This window comes from Vagococcus allomyrinae (genome assembly GCF_017829975.1).
Classification (GTDB): Bacteria; Bacillota; Bacilli; order Lactobacillales; family Vagococcaceae; genus Vagococcus_D; species Vagococcus_D allomyrinae.
This window is the reverse complement of record NZ_JAEEGA010000016.1, coordinates 111,801-129,855: the sequence shown is the minus strand read 5'-3', so window position 1 is coordinate 129,855 and position 18,055 is coordinate 111,801. Positions and strand designations below refer to the sequence as shown.

Here is an 18,055-nt window from a genome sequence, read left to right as displayed (position 1 = left end):
TGTCTTGTCGCCCTTTCTTTACTTTGGATTGTACGCAATGGTGATGATGCCTTCATTTAATTCTGTTGCTTTTTCAATTAATTCAGCTGGCGTTTGATCTGACATTAAATAGAGCTGATAATCAAATTCATAAAAACCTGATAAATCCACTTTAAAGTTGGTCTCCCAAAAATTATTCATCGGCCAAGAATAGACCTGCTCGTGGTTTTTAGCGGCTGTTGCTGGCGAGCACAGGTCGACTAGATGACTATCCAATGTGCCCAAGGTAATCAGTGGCGTGTCTTTAATGGCCACTACTAACCCATGGTGGCCATCGGTAAAGGTCGCCCCATTATTTAACAAATAGAAATCGGTATTCGTCCCTGGTAACTGATCGATCCCAGGTCGGAAAATCGTACCAGTTTTTTCCACATAAAACTGACTGTTTTCTCCGTAACTAAAAGGCAGAGGGACGTATAGATTTTCTGGTGCCCATTGATTGTCCTTTTGAATTCGCAAGGTCACATTTATCTGAGGCAAATCTTTATAAGCTCGCAAAACCACTGTATACATCTGAGTCCCTACTAACTGATAAACCAACTCAAAAACTGTATATAATGGGCCATCGAGGGTCACTTTAACATCCGTCAGCACCGCCGCAGAACGCTCCGTCACCCGCCCTTTACGATTGCGTCCCATGATGCGCCGTTCCGTACAAGCATCGGTGGTAATCGGCGTCACTTCATAGACCCCAGCAAAGGGAGCATAATCCCGTTGCTCGTGAAGCAAGCTCTTGCCTGTTCGTTTATCAATCAAACTCTCGATCCCCGTCGTCTGATTGAGCGTCAACTTAAAGTCGGCAGTTTCTATCCCATAAGGGGACACTAAATGGTCATACCCTTCGTAAGAAGCCACATCGGCAATTTGCTCCGTGCCAATGTATGCATGATTCCAATTTTTACGATCCTTTTTCGTGATGACGCGACGCAAACGCACCACTCGTTCTTCCCTTGCCGCCAGAGGAATTAAAAATTCAATTTCTTTACCTAATGAGGTATCAGCAACTTGTGAAGGAAAAACTTCCCCTGTTTGACAATCCACCACTTCAACCAGACCATTGGTTTCCGTATGGAAATAAGAATCATCCACTTGCTCCCAGTGCTTGACATAGATTTTAGCGTGTTCAGTAACAGGTCGGTGATGAGGGTTAATAACTTTGTAGTAAGCTTGGCGATTCATCTGAATCGACTCTTCTCCTAGCTTGGCTAATATTTCGTCTAAATGGCGCGAAATAAAGCTGTTAGCATTAATCGCATAAGCTGCTTTGCGATAATCCAAATCATTAACAAAGGTATTCCACGGCTGTCCCACCGAAGAATGATACCCCCAAGTGTGCTCGGCATACATCATCAAGTCTTGCTCCGCCTCTGCCAATAACTCCGGCTTGCCTAAAAGCCCCTCTGGATCCAATTTATTGGCCAGTCGATACTTGCGCTGAGCATCTCGATAAATCTTCGTTGGCGCCGGGGTAGAACCGACACCATCCGCCCACCAATCGGCCCAATCGCCACTATAAGTTGGGATCTCCAAATCCTGTTGCCGCAAGAAAACAAAAAACTCGTTCAACGTTACTAGCTTGATCTCAATCTCAGAGCCATGACGCTCATTCCACTTGTGAATTGTTTCCATCATCCGCGGATTTGGTGGCGCATTATCCGTCACGATCCCACTGATCATCGCTGGAATAAAATCATAAGGATAGTCTTCTTCAGCTAACAACTCAAAATGAGCAAAAATCCGTTCTTCCGTTACCTTAAACTGGCGATCGGCCTCCTCTTCAGTGTAACCAGCCAGACCGTATTGTTTTGATTGATCAGAATTAGGCACTAACAGAAAATCATTGCCCGTTTGGTAATGATCGCCATTCCAGACCAAGACCTTATGGCCAGTTTGCGTTTCCCACCAAAATGGCAACTGCTTTTTAAAAAGGGGAAACATGCCGTGATGAGTGTGCAAACAAGAAAATAAATTCTCAATGCCATGTTGAGACATAGCTTCCGCATATCCCCAGGAAAAGCCGTTAATATCAGCCGTCATGGCAGAATTAGCTGCTATTTCAAGTCCATCTACATAGCGACGACCTTTGGCAAACATCTTGTTTAGCACGGTCTCATCAACTAGCTCCGTCATGTTTAAGTAACTCAAGGAGATATCGATCCACCCCTTTTTAACAAAATATTCAAAGGCTTGTTGTTCTTCTGGCGTGCTATTGGCCATAAACTGCTCCACCTGCCAATAATTTTCACAGGTATACTTAAAACCCGTCCATTCTGGTCGCTTCCCTTGTTCAATATCAGATAAAAAGACTATCACACTTTTGATAAAATCCACATGGTAACGACTAATTTTTTCCTGGCGGTCCGTGTAGCCAATGTCAGTATGGGAATGATGGACCAAATACAATGTACGTTTTGACATAATCTTCTCCTTTATTTTTACTAGCTTTTGATAGTATCACATGTTTTGCGCATATTTTTGTTACCGAGTTTGCAGCAATGTGGTCAAACCTTGAAGGGTTGCTAAACTGGTATTTTGACTTTTGCGAATGGCTAAATCACCGAACTTAACTAAGGCCGGATAAAAGTACGGCAAACTGGCGCTAATCTCACCACCAAAAACCAACTCGTCAGGTTTAAAGCGATCCACAAAAGGCTCGAGTGCCTCCACGATCCATTGACCAAATTCAGCAAACACTTGTAAGGCCTCTGCCTCTCCCTGTTCGCTTTTAAGAAATAACTGGTAACCGGTCAGAGGCTCTTGGTAATACATCTCACTTAATAATCTCAAGCCATTCGCCGACAAATAATCATCTATACGACTCTCTTTAAAAGGGCTGTCATACAGCATTCCCTGATCATTCAAACCATAACCATGAACTAGCTGACCAGCGGCAATAAAGGCCGAACCACACCCAGTACCCAACGTCAGATAAATCCCACGCCCTGGTTCCAAACTGTGTCGCTGATCGTACTCACCTAGTCCAAAAGAAGTGGCATCATTTTCAAAAACCACTGGCACTTCCAACTGAAAATAACTGACCAACCACTCCTTTATTAATGCTTTTAAATTAACCCGATAGATGTCATCGTATTTTCGCATCCCCTTCATCAAACTATACCCTTCCTGATAATTAAAGGGACCTGGAAAAGCCACTCCCACTCCAAGCAACTCATAGCCTTGAGCCATAATTTCCTGATTAATCGAGATCATGATGTGCTGAAAATTAGTCAAAATAGTCGCTTTATCCGCTTGTGACCGAGCAGGAAACTCTCGATTAGTAATAAATAACGGTTCCCGTTTTTCATTTAAACAATTCACCTTAATCGTGGTGCCACCCACATCCATTAAAAAATAATAGCCACTCATCACACCACCACTTTCTTATCTGACATAAGCTTTCATCGTTTTTAGCTGTTGCCCTAGACTAACCCCACTCGGACTAATCCGATAAGACCGAACACTCTCAGGGATAATCACAGTCTGAGCGTAATGAAGGATAAAGGGGGCAAAGGACCCATCTAGACTTTCTACCAACGCTTCCTGACCTTCCACTAAATTCAAGACATTCACACTGCCATGATTTTCATGATTAACCGGAACTGAAAAGGTATGACGTCGTGTCTCAATAAATTCCGTTTCATGCAATCCCGTCCGTTCTTCCAACCAGCCGTCACCGGAGGCCACCACCGCAAAAGGATTGACCAATTCTCGCTTCACCCATTCTTCATCACGCCGAATATCAATATTCGGTTCTCCATGATTTAAGTGAACGGGCCGCGGCAAACCATCTAAATCAACCCGCCCCCAATCCCATAATTTAAAGGTATAACGATTAGGTGTGGCACTGATTTCCAGAACAACCGAATTGGCTCCACTAGAATGGATTGTCCCACCTGGTATCGAAAAATGATCGTGTTTTTTTACTGGTTGCTGATAAATAAAGTCTTCATCTGGAAATCCACCTTCAAGAGCCGCCTGTTCTAACGCAGCCATTAAGGCCGGTTTCGTCACCCCTTGCTTCACTCCTAAATAAACCTTGGCATCTGCCTCTGCATGCAAAATATAATAACTCTCATCTTGGGTGTAGGTCGCCCCAAAAACCTCTTGAGCATATTCCGTTGTCGGATGAACCTGTAAACTCAAATTAGACCCACCAACCGTATCAAGAAAATTAAAACGAATCGGAAAATTAGCACCAAAACGACCATAAACTCGAGGCCCTAAAACGGCCTCCCCTTGGAAATACACTAAATTGTTCCCGGGTATCTCCATTTTTGCTGAACCAAAATTAAGGATCAGACTATTTTCTTCTGGCACCCCATTAAAACTCCACGCTAAATTCACTTCATCCTGACGAAAGTTAAACTGTTGCTGCATCCAGTGTCCACCCCAGACGCCTGGGTCAAAAAAAGGCACCAAAGAGAAGGGCTGGCGAGCCACTTCCTGCAACGCAAGATCATAAGTTGTTGCCCCAACCATTACCCAATCGGTCTGCAACGTATCAAGAAAATAATCGACTTGTGGATAGAGCGCCCGTTTCTGCTTATCAGCCACTCGCCATTCAAAGAAATACCCCCGCTTGATCATCCGCAGCGGATCTTCTCCAGCATTATCAGCTTGCCAATTACTATAATTTCCCGAACGATAACGAGTTTGAATTTCCCAGCGGGGTAAGTCAGCGTATATTAATAAATCCGTCGGATAAATCAAACTGGCTCCGACACCGACAATCCCCACTCGTTGCCCGGCCTTTATAGCGACGGCAATTTGATCATGAACAGCCGATTGCTTGACTGGGTCAACGAAATCAACTAAGGAATGATGAGACATACGGCCAAACACTCGATCATCCGTCAAATTATCTGCGATCATCTCCGTCACTTTCTGACTATCAAAAAAAAACGCATCACTCTCAACAATCAGATCTAAGCCTAGCTGATCTAATAAAGCATTTCTTAATACCTCTGGCTCTACCAAAGGATAACTTTCAATTGTTATAACATTAAGTGTTTCAGCCATTAACCGCTGCCTTAATAGCGGCACAATTTCCTTGAGGCCGGAATATACAGCCTCCTTTGTACTAATCTTTATTTCTGGCAATAAATCATACACCACTAGCGTACCCCTCCTAAAAAACTAACTTAACAAAATTATAGCACAGCTTTTTGCCCTAAAATGTCTTTTTAAACCTCACTGTTTACGGGCTTTAGCACCTATTGTTATAACAATAGGACTAAGGAAGTAATTTTATTATGTTATATTAATAACAACGAACACTGGAGATTGAAAGGAGCCAAACACATGCACCATGACTCAGCCTTGCCCAAATCGCAGATCAACTACGAGCTAATAGTCAAACATAGAAATGGCAAGAAGGAGAACGCATCCCAACAGAAATGGATCTGTGCGACATTTATCACCTCAGTCGCCTCACTATCCGCAAAGGCATGGTCGAACTAGTTAGCGAAAACTTACTGTACTGCGAACGAGCCCAGGGCACCTTCGTCAAAAAGTTCACCCTCGACTCCACCGTGATCAAAGACTTTACCCAAGAATTACGAGAGCAAAGCAAAAATACCACCACCTTACGAGCGGACATTAGCAAACGCCATGCCGATCATAAAATCGCGAAATATTTGCAGATTAAACCTAGAAATGATATTTTAATTCTAAAACGAGTCAGAAGAGACGGCAAGGACATCGTGGCCTTTTTTGTGCCACTTATCGTTTTCCGTGAGGATTATTTCTTAAAATCAAAAGACTACTATCGCTCTTTTTATAACTATTTAGCCATAACAGTTATCTACACGGAACAAGGCTTCTACGTAAAAAATAAGCCCTAAAACTAAAAAATAGTTTTAAGGCTTATTTCCTTTTTGATTTTATCCGCAATTAAACACTCATCCCTATACCAAATCAACTATTCTAAATACCTAACTTCCACCTCAAATAAACCTTTCTCTTTGACATCCCGCTCATCGAACAGGATCATATTGTCAACAGTCTCTTGAACTTGCTCTCGAATGAATTCTATAACCAAATCCAACTTCTCCGGTAAAGCTTTATGTTTCCAGCGTTGTTTCTTTCCTTTTTTATTCACCTAAATAATCTCTCCCCCGTCTCCTTCATGTCTGCTCCTCCATTTTTAATTGAGTATCCAGATGTGTTGCGTCTCACATAACTCACTCAATTTTTCAAGTGACCTAAATTTAACTTCTACATGCCAACAAAGACTATTTCAGAAGAAGTTATCACAATTCCCCTAATTCTTATGTCACATTCTGCGTAACTCGTTCAACTTTTAGCGCGGTCTAGATTTAATTTCCCTATCTCCATAAAGGCTATTACAAAAGGGTTTACATCATTCCTACCCTTATTCTCATGTCACATTCCACGTAACTCGTCCAACTTTTTACGCGGCCTAGATTTAGTTTCCCCATCTCCATAAAGGCTATTGCAAAAGGGGTTACATCATTCCTACCCTTATTCCCATGTCACATTCCACATAACACCATCAACTTTTTGTTCGCTAGAAATCCTCTTTCCTTTTGCTTATAAAGACTGATATACCAGTGTTCTCTTAGTAAAAATTTCCCAATTAGTGTCACACAACACATAACACCTCTCTTTTTTTATCGCCGTCTACCAAAAATATTACCAGTTAATGCCGTTTTTAATACTTCAATTCGTACGGCCTGCTCGATTCTCACAAGATAATGGTTATAATCTTTCGGATCGAGAAGCACCCCTAAATCAAGAATGTCTTCGACTTGTTCTTTTAAAATCTGAGCGTCAAATCCTTCCATAAAGATAGGAACACTTATCCGAGATCTTCGGCCCTCTTGATTTGTCAAAACAAGCTGGATCCGTTTGCGATAACTCACTTCATCCCCTCCTCAGCTAATGAAATCTCCATTTTCAATATTTCATTTTCAATGGCCAACTTGCCATAACTAACATTTCGTTGAAATCGGTCAGATATCTCTTTGGCTTTTTCAGGGAAGCCGCACATTCCCAGTCCCATGACTACTTGGTTTACATGGGAAATAGCTCGTGTCGGACGGCCCCTAAAGTAATACATCAAAGCTCTGCCAACTTCTCGATTGGCTCGTGCCATTAATTGATGATCAGGGTATATCCATTTTTTTATGAGGTTTAAATACTCCTCCGCTCTCCGAAGCTCTCCTTTTGAGAAGGCGATAATAATCTCATACTCTAACTCCAGTTCTGTTCTTGGTCTGGCTCCCCTGACTTCTTTTGAGATACTGGACAGGGTCAATCTCTCGCCACAGACTTCTGCCGCCTTTGCAAGCATCACGATATCCACTTTACTATTGGTCCCCATTTCAAGTCGATTAACCACTTGCCGACTCACACCCAATTCTGTCGCAAATTCTTTCTGAGTCCATTTCTTACTACGGCGTAGCTCTTGTACTAAGCGCGCCGCATCCAACACGCTCTCATGCACATTGTCTTCTTGGTTTTCCACTTGTTCACCTCTCTCCTCAATCGGCCAATGTCGATTTGTCATCATTAATTCATACAATGTCTAGTTATTCCCGTCGGAACTTGTAAAAATAAAACACCCTTTACGACAAATTTTAAAGCTAACTTTTTTGCCAATGTATAATAATCTTAGTCTGGTCAGGTCTTTAACCACCTATGTCAACGCTTACAACTTTCTATAAACTCTTTAACAAACGTGCTTCACTCTCTCTTTTAAATTGATGTCAATCACTAGCAATCCTGATCCATCCTACTTTATACTTCATATTTATCACAACTCGTTCTGCCTGTCAAAATCTCTTTTTTTACACCTATGTAAAATTTTAAGCTGAGATAACAATCAGCTAATACATCAACTATAACACTAAGTTCCCCGTGTTTATTAAGCCCCTCACCACACAAAAAAACGACCATCTCAACAGAAAGTCGTTTAATACAGTAGCTTACACATTCTTTACTTGCTTATTTTAACCAAGATATCATTGGAAATCCCTTTACTTAGGGCAACTTCTTTAACCGTTCGATTCAATTGTAAACTCTCTTTGGCGATCAGGGCGGCTTGTTCATACCCGATGTATTCAGCTAAGCTAGTCGTTAAATAAGTGCTCTTCTCCAATAGTTCCTGACAGCGACTCGCATTCACTTGTATGCCTTTAATACAGTGCTCGTTAAAGGATGCCAAGGTATTGGTCAATACGTGAAATGACTCGATCAACTTGTGGAAGATAACCGGTTCGAAGGCGTTTAGCTCAAGCTGGCCTCCTTCAATTGCCATGGAGATCGTCACATTATTTCCGGCAACTAGAAAAGCTCCCTGGGTGACAACTTCAGGTATGACAGGGTTGATCTTTCCCGGCATAATCGAAGAGCCATTCTGACGAGCTGGAATAATCAATTCGCCAATTCCTGTCCGCGGTCCTGAAGAAAGCAGGCGGATATCATTGGCAATTTTTGAACTACTTAAAGCAATTGTTTTTAAGACGTCGGAAACCACACCAAAAGCTTCCACATTTTGTGTGCTGTCAATCAAATCCTCGGCTACAGCAATGTCTAGCCCGGTTACTTCCCGTAAATAACCAATGATCGTCTGGGAAAATTGACTGTGGGCCGATAGACCCGTGCCGATAGCTGTTCCCCCCATGTTGACGTAACGAATTTCTTCTTTACATGCTGTTAATCGTTTAATGTTCCGTTTGGTTACTGTGTAATAAGCTTTAAACTCAGCTCCCACGGTAATCGGAACGGCATCACTCAATTGGGTTCGTCCCATTTTTTGAATGGTGGCAAAGGCCAATGACTTCTCTTTAAAAGAATCTGCCAACTCTTCCAGCACGATCAATAGCTGATCGATCAATTTAAGAAAGGTTAGTTTACCAGCAGTCGGAAAAACGTCATTGGTGGACTGGCCTTTATTCACATGATCATTCGGACTCAGCAGATGATACTGACCTTTTTCACCTCCTAATAACTCAATTCCCCGATTGGCAATAATTTCATTGATATTCATGTTAGAACTGGTGCCAGCCCCTCCTTGAATTGGGTCAACGATCATATCGCCAGTCAACTTGCCCTCTAACAGTTCGTCCGCCACCTGGATAATGGTTTCCCCAATCATAGGCTTTAATTCACCTAATTTTAAATTAGCTAAGGCCCCGGCTTTTTTGACTTGTGCCAAACTCTCAATAAATATCGGTTCCAAGCGCGAATCAGTTATCTGAAAATTGTCATAAGCTCGCTTGGCGTTCACACCATAATAGGCCTCTCCTGGAATTCTAAGGCTGCCAACACTGTCATGTTCTTCTCTAAACACACCGTTTACTCCCTTCTTGATAAACCTAAACATCGGTAAGCGTATTCATAATTATTTAAACTTCCTTTTCACAACCTCAGTATAACGATATTAGCCTGTAAACTAAATGATTCTGTCTCATCTTCCCTCTACTCTGTGAATTTTCTTAGGCGCTTCACTACCCTTTTTAATCGAGCTCACGTTTTCAACTGTCGCAAGAGCTTGCGGATACATCTCCAAAATAAAAGTCACGTCCTTTACAGAACGTGACTGACGAGTTATTTAACTTTGTATGCCCACTTATAGTCATAAGGAGCTCCGGCTGCATTTACCACAACGTCCTTCACATTTGGACTGCGCAAATGAGCTTCAGCCTTTTGATAAAGAGGGATCACTGCCGCTTGATCCAAAATAAGTTTTTCTGCGGCTAGCATGTCCTGCCAGCGTTTTTCTGGATCATTGGCATGTTCAACAGAAGCTTGCTTCACTAATTTATCGTATTCAGCATTAGAGTATTTACCTAAGTTGTAAGAAACACCTGTTTCAAAAAGGTCAATAAAGGTACTCGGGTCGGCATAATCCGCATTCCAGCCTGAGTTTAACATCTCAAAATCAGTTTTTAATCCCCGACCAATCCGAATGGCAAAGGTCACAGGGTTAACATTGACCTTAACCCCTGGCAAAGTTTCTTTAAAGGTTCCTTGCAAGTATTCAGAGACTTTCTTAGCTGAATCCGTATCGGAGGTTAAAATGCTAAACTCCACTTCTTTTCCTAACTCTTTTTGAGCTTTTTCCCAATGGTCTTTGGCTTTTTCTGGATTGTATGCCACATGATTGCCTGAATCTTTGGCAAACTCCTGCTCCTTGCCATCAATGTTGATCTTAATACCAGCTGGCACTAAGCCAGTTGGAACAATCGAACCATCTCCTAAAATTTGTGTCACTAATGACTCGCGATCAATGGCATAGGAAATGGCCTTACGAAAGTCCTCATTGTTAAAAGGCGAGTCTTTGTCTTTTTGATTCATTTCCAAATACATGGTGCTGGCTTTTTTATCTGAGACAAAATCGGGATCATCGGCCATTTGTTGGGCCAACTCACCAGTTAAAATAATGTCTTCTGTCTGTCCATCTTTGTATAAGTTTAGGGCCGTTGACGATTCTTTGGCGACCATCACTTCAATTCGATCAAGCTTGACAGTCTCTTTATCCCAATATTCAGGATTTTTTTCGTAATTCCAATCAATGTCAGTCCCTGGTCCATCAAAGTCCGTTAAAACATAAGGACCATTATAAACGGCATTTTCACTCGTGGCGGCGTAATCCTTGCCATACTTCTCCACAATGTCTTGACGTTGGGGGAAGAAGGTTGAGAAAGCTACCAAATAATCAAAGTAGGGAGTTGGTTGTTCTAAAGTAACTTCTAGCTCGTGGTCACTGATCGCTTGAACGCCTAACTCAGTCACTGGCTTGTCACCAGCCAAGACAGCCTCCCCATTTTTGAGTGCTGTAAATAGAAAACCATACTCTGAGCCAGTATCAGGGTTAGCCCCACGCTGCCATGAGTAAACATAATCCTTCGCTGTTAATGGTTGGCCATCAGACCATTTAGCCTCTTCTCGAAGTTTAAAGGTATAAACCAACCCATCTTGACTAACCTCAGCCACTTCACTAGCACCAGCAGGCTCAGCCTTGCCTTCACCATTAAAGCGATACAGCCCTTCATAAACACTGTTAGTCGCAGTCGCACTCACCACATCAGAGTTTAATGAAACATCCATCGTCGGCATTTCTGTCGGTACGACTGTTTTAAACACTTGTTCAACCTCGCCACCCTTTGAACTTGCCGTTTCATCCGCTTGCTCTTTGTTGCCACATGATGCCAATACCAATGACGTTAGTACCACGCTTGTTGTGACCCATCTTTTTTGTTTTATCTGTTTCTCCTTCTTATTTTTTTAGCACAGCCCTCGTGCCTAATTCCTTCATCACTTATCACAGGCCTCATGACTCACCTCTTCATAAATAACGACCATTAATAAACATCTTTCGATCACTCTATTGATCAACAAATCACATAAACCATTAAAATAGCCACAAAATTCTGACAATTATTCTTAAAGAAAGGGGCAAGTCCTGTCTAAAACTAAGACTTGCCACCATAAATATGTGATAAATTACGCCAAAAGCTCTAGCCTTTCGCCTTCTTTTCAGCTAACTTAGCCTGATAGTCAGCAACCTCATCTTCGCTACAATAGATAAAGTGTTCTGGAGCGACTTCCCGTAACTCACGGACTTTATTGTCATCGGCGGCCGGTTGATAGGTAATCCGACGACGCGTTTTTTCATAGTCTGGATCCGGTAATGGAATAGCTGATAATAAACTTTCCGTATAAGGATGCAACCCGTATTTATAGACCTCTTCACTTGAACCAACTTCCACTAATTTGCCATAGTACATCACGCCAATCCGGTCACTGATGTATTTTACCATGGATAAATCATGGGCGATAAACAAGTAAGTCAGTTTTTTCTTCTCTTGTAATTCTTGCAATAAGTTAACCACCTGCGCTTGAATCGAAACATCCAGTGCGGAGATCGGCTCATCACAGATGATGAACTTAGGTTGAACGGCCAAAGCTCTGGCAATCCCAATCCGCTGACGTTGCCCACCTGAAAACTCATGGGGATAACGTGTTCCATGAGAACGATCCAGACCAACCGTTTCCAACAGATCGTTGACTTGTTGATTGCGTTCTTCCTCGTTCTTAGCTAATTTATGAATATCAATCCCTTCAGCAATGATATCCTTAACTTTCATCCGCGGATTTAGTGACGCATAAGGATCTTGATAGATCATTTGGACTTCTTGACGGAACTTATGTAAGTTTTGACGGCCTTTAATGCCACTGATATCCTCACCGTCAAATTTAATCGTTCCATCTGTCGGATTATACAGACGAATAATACTCCGTCCCGTTGTGGATTTCCCACAACCTGATTCTCCAACTAGACCAAAGGTTTCCCCTTCATAAATCGTAAAACTAACGCCATCAACGGCTTTGACTTCGTCTTGACGGCCGACATTAAAATACTGTTTTAAGTTTTGAACATCTAAAATCACTTTACTATCTTTGGTAACTCCACTCATGTTGTCAGCTCCTTTCTAGACTCCTCGTTGCTTTTCCGCATAAATCTGATGACGACGGACAACTTCTGGTGGCGGTGTAACTTTGGGTGCCCCAGGTGCTAACAGCCAGGTAGCCGCTTGATGAGTATCTGACAATTTGAAATAAGGAGGTACTTCTCTAGCATCAATTTTCATGGCAAACTCATTCCGTGGATAAAAGGCATCACCAGTTGGCGGTGCTAATAAATCCGGTGGTGAACCAGGAATGGCGTAAAGCTCTTCTCCTTTAGTATCAAGCGTTGGCATTGAGCTTAATAAGCCCCATGTGTAAGGATGTTGCGGGTTATAGAAGATTTCATCGGCGGTTCCGATTTCCACAATCCGTCCTCCGTACATAACTGCCACTCGATCGGCCACGTTGGCCACAACGCCTAAATCATGGGTAATAAAGATGATCGACGTTGAAATTTTTTGTTGAATTTCCTTCATTAAATCGATGATTTGCGCTTGAATGGTTACATCAAGTGCCGTAGTTGGCTCATCGGCAATCAGGACTTCTGGGTAACAAATCAAGGCAATCGCAATGACGATCCGTTGACGCTGCCCACCAGAAAACTGATGAGGGTAATTTTTCAAGCGTTTTTCCGCATTGGGAATGCCGACTAAGCGCAATAGTTCTAAAGCGCTAGCTAAGGCATCCTTTTTGGAAATCTTTTTATGTTTGCGCAATGACTCTGCTACTTGGTTGCCGATGTTCATGGTCGGATCCAAAGAGGTCATTGGATCTTGGAAAATCATCGCAATGTCTTTTCCGCGAATCTTTTGCATGTCTCGCTCACTGCGCTTGACCAAGTCATTGCCTTTAAACAGAATTTGGCCACTGTCAATATTGGCATTATTGGATAATAAGCGCATGATACTTCTGGTAGTCACTGATTTACCTGAACCAGATTCCCCCACAATTGCTAGTGTTTCACCTTTGTGTAAATCGAAATTTACTCCACGAATGGCGTGAACTTTACCAGCAAAAGTATCAAATGATATATGTAAATTTTTGACTTCTAATACTTTTTCCATTTCTCCACCCACTCTAATCATTCATTTTTGGATCAAAGGCATCGCGCATGCCATCTGCTAGTAAGTTAAAGCAGATCATGATGACGGACAAGACAATCGCCGGTGCCCACATCAAGTGTGGCAAGAAGCGGAAGGTCTTATATCCTTCACTTAAAAGCATCCCTAGAGACGCTTGTGGTGGTGTTAACCCTAGACCGATGAAACTCAAGAAAGCTTCAAAGAAGATCGCTGAAGGGATACTAAACATCATCTGAACGATGATCACACCTGAGATATTTGGTAAGACGTGTTTCACGGCAATTTTCCCTTGAGACTCACCTAAAGTGGTGGCTGCCAACACGTACTCTTGATCTTTAATTTTTAAGGTTTGGGCTCGGACTATCCGGGCCATCGTAATCCAACCAGTAATAACCATGGCTGCGATGATCGAGCTCATCCCTGGTTTTAAGATGGTTAACATCAAGATCATGACAACTAAGTTAGGGATTCCTGAGAGGATCTCTAAAATCCGTTGCATGATATTGTCGGTTCGACCACCCTTCATACCTGAGAGCAAACCATAGGTGACACCAAAGGTCAGATCGAGAATCGCCGCAATAAACGCGATAATCAAGGAAGCGCGGGTTCCCATCAATAGACGGGATAACAAATCACGACCAAGGCCGTCTGTTCCTAGATAATAATTAACATCTGCCGGTACTTTAGCCGCTTCATATTTATCCACACGATTGCCACCAACCACAGCGGTTCCGTTAAAACCATTGATGTTTAAGCCGGGAATCCGTGGCGGTAAATTAACATATGACGGATTTTGTTTTGTTGGATCATGTGGTGACACCCAGATGGAAGCAAATGCCACAAGGGTAATAATAATTAAGAGCACTAAAGAAATAACGGCTCCTTTATTTTTCTTAAGACGACGCCATGAATCTTGCAAAAAGTTCAGTGACGGTGCCGCGATTTTTTCCCGTTCCAAACTGTTGGAAACGTCTAAGGGTTCAAAGCTATCTTCTGGTAATTTTTTAGTTTGTTCCATTAGCCCCGTTCACCTCCTGAGACACGAATACGTGGATCAACTAAGCCATAAAGCAAGTCAACCACTAAAATAACAACGACTAACATTGTGGAGAACATGATCGTCACTGCCATGATCGTCGGGTAGTCATTGGTCATAATTGACTTAACAAACTGCTCGCCGATTCCAGGAATAGCGAAAATATTTTCTACTACTAATGACCCAGTCATCAATCCAACTGCTAATGGTCCTAACAGGGTGATCAATGGAATTAAGCTGTTGCGCAAGCCATGTCGGAAAGCAACTTGCCAGCGGCTTAAGCCTTTTGCCCGCGCTAGTTCAATATAGTCTGTACTTAAAACCTCTACCATCTCAGTCCGAATAAAACGAGCCGAGTCAGCTAATGGCGACATGGACAAAGCTAAGGTTGGTAAAATCGTTGATGCAAACCCTTGATTCCACATAGCGATTGGCAATATTTTTAGTTTTACAGCAAAAACATATTGCAGTAAAACGGCAAAGACGAAGTTGGGAATCGATCGTCCGAGGATGGCGATCAAGGTGGCTCCTGTGTCCACCCAGGTATTTTGTTTCATGGCTGCGATCAACCCCAAAATAATCCCGACGAATGTACCAAAGATAATAGCTTGAGCACCTAACTGAACAGACGGTCCAATTCGATTAGCTAATAATTTCGAAACTGGTTGATTTTTAAATTGGAAAGAGGTTCCAAAATCCCCTCTAACAATGTTACTCATATAAATCCCATACTGGGTAATAACAGGTTTATCTAAACCTGCTTGCTTATTTAAAATTTCTATTTGTTCGGGACTAAGTTTTTCCTGGTTAACATATGGCGAACCCGGAATCATCTTCATCAAGAAAAAGGTTACCGTGGAAATCAGCCACAAGGTAATCAACATGAACATAACACGCTTTAAAAAATACTTGGCGAAATTTTTCAATTCGCATGACCTCAACTTTCATTTAATTTTTTGACAATGGGTGGAAATTAGATTACAGTTAATAAGTAATTAAACCTATTAGATAATAGCATGTTAAACTCTTAATTTCAATCTATCTAGCACGGTTGATTACGGATTATAATGATAAAGCGAGCGACTGAAATGACCTTAATAAAACGAGTAATAATCACCTTAATCAGCCTTTGCCTGTTAGTTCCCGCCTATCTGCTGCTTTTTCATAAGGAATGGTCTGTAACCAGCTTAGCCAATAGCTTTTTTATGCTGGCTCTGCTCTTCTTTATGATCACTGCCTTTATCGGCGTTTTTGTCTCTGGTTTTTTTGATAATTTTCAAAAAAACATGAAAGACACACTCCGCTTAAGAAAAAATACCGAACCAAAAGATTACCTTAAAACATCAAAAATCTTTTCAAAGCAACCGACTTACTGGCTCGCAGTGGCCATTGGGCTATTGCTGATTTCTTTGCTTTTGTTAGTTTTCGCTTAATTCTCTGAGAGTCTCAGGGAATTTTTTCTTAAACAGATGTATCGAGCAGATTGGAAAAGAGACTGGGGACATTGTCCGCAGTCTCTTTTCGCCTCCGAAGAATGAATCATAGACAGGGTTGCTATTTCACTTTATAAGCCCATTTATAATCATAATGTGCGCCAGCTGGATGAATCGCAATATCCTTGATTTTAGCTGTCCGTAAGTGAGCTTCAGCTTTTTGATAAAGCGGAATAACGCCCATCTCGTCCATTAAAATCTTTTCTGCATCAATTAAGTTAGTCCAGCGAGCATTGTCGTCACTAACATTCGTTGTAGCAGATTCTTTGGCTTGTTTATCGTAATCGGCATTTGAGTATTTTCCACGGTTGTAAGAATTATCTTTCGTAAATAATTCAATGAAGGTAATTGGATCCGTATAATCACCACTCCAACCACCGATTACCATGTCAAAATCCCCTTTGTTACTACGATCAAGACGAACTGAAAACGGTACTGGGCTAACGGTTACTTTAACGCCGTCCAAATTTTCTTGAATCGCCCCTTGAATGTATTCAACTGTCTTTTTAGATGAATCCGTATCAGATGATAAGATATTCATCTCTAAGTCTTTAATATTCAATTCTTTTTTCGCTTTTTCCCAATACTCTTTGGCTTTTTCTTTGTCATACTCTAAGAAATTACCTGCTTCTTCAGCAAAGTCTTCCTTGGTCTTAGGGTTAAATGACATTTCAGCAGGAACTAAGCCTCTGGCGGCTACAGAGCCATCGCCTAAGATCTGAGTTGCTAAGGCATCACGGTCGATTGAATAAGAAATCGCCTTGCGTAAATTAGCATTTCTAAATGGTGATTTTTCATCGGCTTGGTTAAGCTCCATGTAATACGTGCTGGCTAATTTCTCGATGTTTAACTCTTCATTGTCAGCCATTTGCTGAGCCAATTCTCCAGTTAAAATTGCATCTTCAATTTGCCCGTCTTCATATAAGTTTAAACCAGTTGATGCTTCTTTGATAACTTTAACGTCAATTTTATCTAACTTAACGTTATCAGCATCCCAATACTTTTCATTTTTAACATAAGCCCAGTCCTGATCTGTTCCTGGACCATCAAAGTCGGCTAAAACGAACGGGCCATTGTAAACAGCTTTTTCGCTGGTTGTAGCAAAGTCTTTCCCATATTTTTCCACCACAGCTTGGTTTTGTGGGAAGTACTGTTTAAAGGCCAATAAATACTTAAAGTAAGGTGTTGGTTGCTCCAAGGTGATTTCCAATTCGTAATCACTTAGTGCTTTAACCCCTAATTCTTTTTTGTCCATCTCGCCTGCGGTAATTTTTGTGGCGTTTTTGACCGGCGCAAAAATTGAGGCATATTCTGATGCCGTTGCTGGATCAACAGTCCGTTGCCAAGCAAAGACATAGTCTTTTGCAGTAACAGGATCATCGTTTGACCATTTAGACTCTTCACGTAGCTTTAAGGTCCATGTTAAGCCATCTTCACTAACTTTAGCGAATTCAGTCGCCCCAGCTGGTGTTGGTTCACTTTCTATATCTAAACGATAGAGCCCTTCATAAGTATTAGTCAACGCCCGAGCGCCAATAACATCTGTAGCTAATGATGGATCGGCTGATGGCATTTCTTGCTGCTCGATCACGCTAAAGGTTTGTTCTTCAGCCAGTTCTACTTTATCACTAACTTCGTCCTTCGAACCGTCTGTCGCACTGCCTTTATCACCACTGCCACACGCGACTAATGATAAGGTTGCCACCGTTACTAAACTTGCAAACATAAACTTCTTCAATTTCATAACATTTCCCCCTTTTGAATGTTAAAAATCTATTAAAAAAACTAAACAATTACTATATATGATATAACATTTCTCACTGAATTGCAATCTATCGTTCATCAAAAAATCACCAGATATCCATTAATCACGGCAATTATCTCCGCCGTTACAGCATTTCTTAACCGATTCCTCTGAAAAGGGTATCCTTAAAAAAAAGAATCTGAGTAAATACTCAGACTCTTCA

14 protein-coding genes and 1 pseudogene are annotated in these 18,055 nt (G+C 41.7%); 2 read left to right on the top strand and 13 right to left on the bottom strand.

Annotated elements, in window-relative coordinates; translation table 11 throughout:
• Positions 1-18: 18 nt before the first annotated feature.
• From I6N95_RS20840 to I6N95_RS20830, 3 genes are read right to left on the bottom strand one after another with little or no spacing between them, the layout of a single operon-like run.
• The gene (locus I6N95_RS20840; protein ID WP_209531289.1) at positions 19-2,457 is read right to left on the bottom strand and encodes a glycoside hydrolase family 38 N-terminal domain-containing protein; all 2,439 of its coding nucleotides are present in this window, start codon (positions 2,455-2,457) and stop codon (positions 19-21) included.
• Between the two features lie 60 nt (positions 2,458-2,517).
• Complete coding sequence (locus I6N95_RS20835) at positions 2,518-3,405, bottom strand: ROK family protein (protein WP_209531288.1); 888 nt, start codon at positions 3,403-3,405, stop codon at positions 2,518-2,520.
• A 15-nt stretch (positions 3,406-3,420) separates the two neighbouring features.
• On the bottom strand, positions 3,421-5,154 hold the full coding sequence (locus I6N95_RS20830) for a class I mannose-6-phosphate isomerase (RefSeq protein ID WP_209531287.1): 1,734 nt from the start codon (positions 5,152-5,154) through the stop codon (positions 3,421-3,423).
• Between the two features lie 263 nt (positions 5,155-5,417).
• Here I6N95_RS20830 and I6N95_RS20825 point away from each other — a divergent pair.
• Positions 5,418-5,882: pseudogene (locus I6N95_RS20825) on the top strand (GntR family transcriptional regulator); the annotation flags it as partial.
• A 77-nt stretch (positions 5,883-5,959) separates the two neighbouring features.
• Here I6N95_RS20825 and I6N95_RS20820 read toward each other — a convergent pair.
• The 9 genes from I6N95_RS20820 to opp3b all read right to left on the bottom strand — a co-directional run bounded on the left by I6N95_RS20820 (position 5,960) and on the right by opp3b (position 15,521).
• Positions 5,960-6,139 carry a hypothetical protein gene (locus I6N95_RS20820; protein ID WP_209531285.1) on the bottom strand — a complete coding sequence of 60 codons (180 nt, stop codon included), beginning with the start codon at positions 6,137-6,139 and terminating at the stop codon, positions 5,960-5,962.
• Positions 6,140-6,671: 532 nt separating this feature from the next.
• The gene (locus I6N95_RS20815; protein ID WP_209531284.1) at positions 6,672-6,923 is read right to left on the bottom strand and encodes a hypothetical protein; all 252 of its coding nucleotides are present in this window, start codon (positions 6,921-6,923) and stop codon (positions 6,672-6,674) included.
• Positions 6,920-7,528 carry a helix-turn-helix domain-containing protein gene (locus I6N95_RS20810; RefSeq protein ID WP_209531283.1) on the bottom strand — a complete coding sequence of 203 codons (609 nt, stop codon included), beginning with the start codon at positions 7,526-7,528 and terminating at the stop codon, positions 6,920-6,922. The genes I6N95_RS20815 and I6N95_RS20810 overlap by 4 nt, the downstream gene beginning before the upstream one ends.
• A gap of 471 nt (positions 7,529-7,999) precedes the next feature.
• Positions 8,000-9,355: an aspartate ammonia-lyase gene (locus tag I6N95_RS20805; protein WP_347340587.1), complete on the bottom strand. Its 1,356-nt coding sequence runs from the start codon at positions 9,353-9,355 to the stop codon at positions 8,000-8,002.
• Positions 9,356-9,612: 257 nt separating this feature from the next.
• Positions 9,613-11,271, bottom strand: a complete 1,659-nt coding sequence (locus I6N95_RS20800) for a peptide ABC transporter substrate-binding protein (RefSeq protein ID WP_209531301.1) — start codon at positions 11,269-11,271, stop codon at positions 9,613-9,615.
• 254 nt (positions 11,272-11,525) lie between these two features.
• Positions 11,526-12,485, bottom strand: coding sequence for an ABC transporter ATP-binding protein (locus I6N95_RS20795; protein WP_209531281.1), 960 nt, complete (start codon positions 12,483-12,485; stop codon positions 11,526-11,528).
• A gap of 15 nt (positions 12,486-12,500) precedes the next feature.
• Positions 12,501-13,541 carry an ABC transporter ATP-binding protein gene (locus I6N95_RS20790; RefSeq protein WP_209531280.1) on the bottom strand — a complete coding sequence of 347 codons (1,041 nt, stop codon included), beginning with the start codon at positions 13,539-13,541 and terminating at the stop codon, positions 12,501-12,503.
• A gap of 13 nt (positions 13,542-13,554) precedes the next feature.
• The gene (gene opp3C, locus I6N95_RS20785) at positions 13,555-14,577 is read right to left on the bottom strand and encodes an oligopeptide ABC transporter permease (protein WP_209531279.1); all 1,023 of its coding nucleotides are present in this window, start codon (positions 14,575-14,577) and stop codon (positions 13,555-13,557) included.
• Entirely contained in the window at positions 14,577-15,521 is a 945-nt protein-coding gene (opp3b, locus tag I6N95_RS20780; RefSeq protein WP_209531278.1) for an oligopeptide ABC transporter permease, read from the bottom strand. The genes opp3C and opp3b overlap by 1 nt, the downstream gene beginning before the upstream one ends.
• A 162-nt stretch (positions 15,522-15,683) precedes the next feature.
• Here opp3b and I6N95_RS20775 point away from each other — a divergent pair, with 162 nt between their 5' ends.
• On the top strand, positions 15,684-16,028 hold the full coding sequence (locus tag I6N95_RS20775; protein WP_209531277.1) for a DUF3899 domain-containing protein: 345 nt from the start codon (positions 15,684-15,686) through the stop codon (positions 16,026-16,028).
• Between the two features lie 121 nt (positions 16,029-16,149).
• Here I6N95_RS20775 and I6N95_RS20770 read toward each other — a convergent pair whose 3' ends face one another.
• Positions 16,150-17,832: a peptide ABC transporter substrate-binding protein gene (locus I6N95_RS20770; protein WP_209531276.1), complete on the bottom strand. Its 1,683-nt coding sequence runs from the start codon at positions 17,830-17,832 to the stop codon at positions 16,150-16,152.
• Between the last annotated feature and the right edge of the window lie 223 nt (positions 17,833-18,055).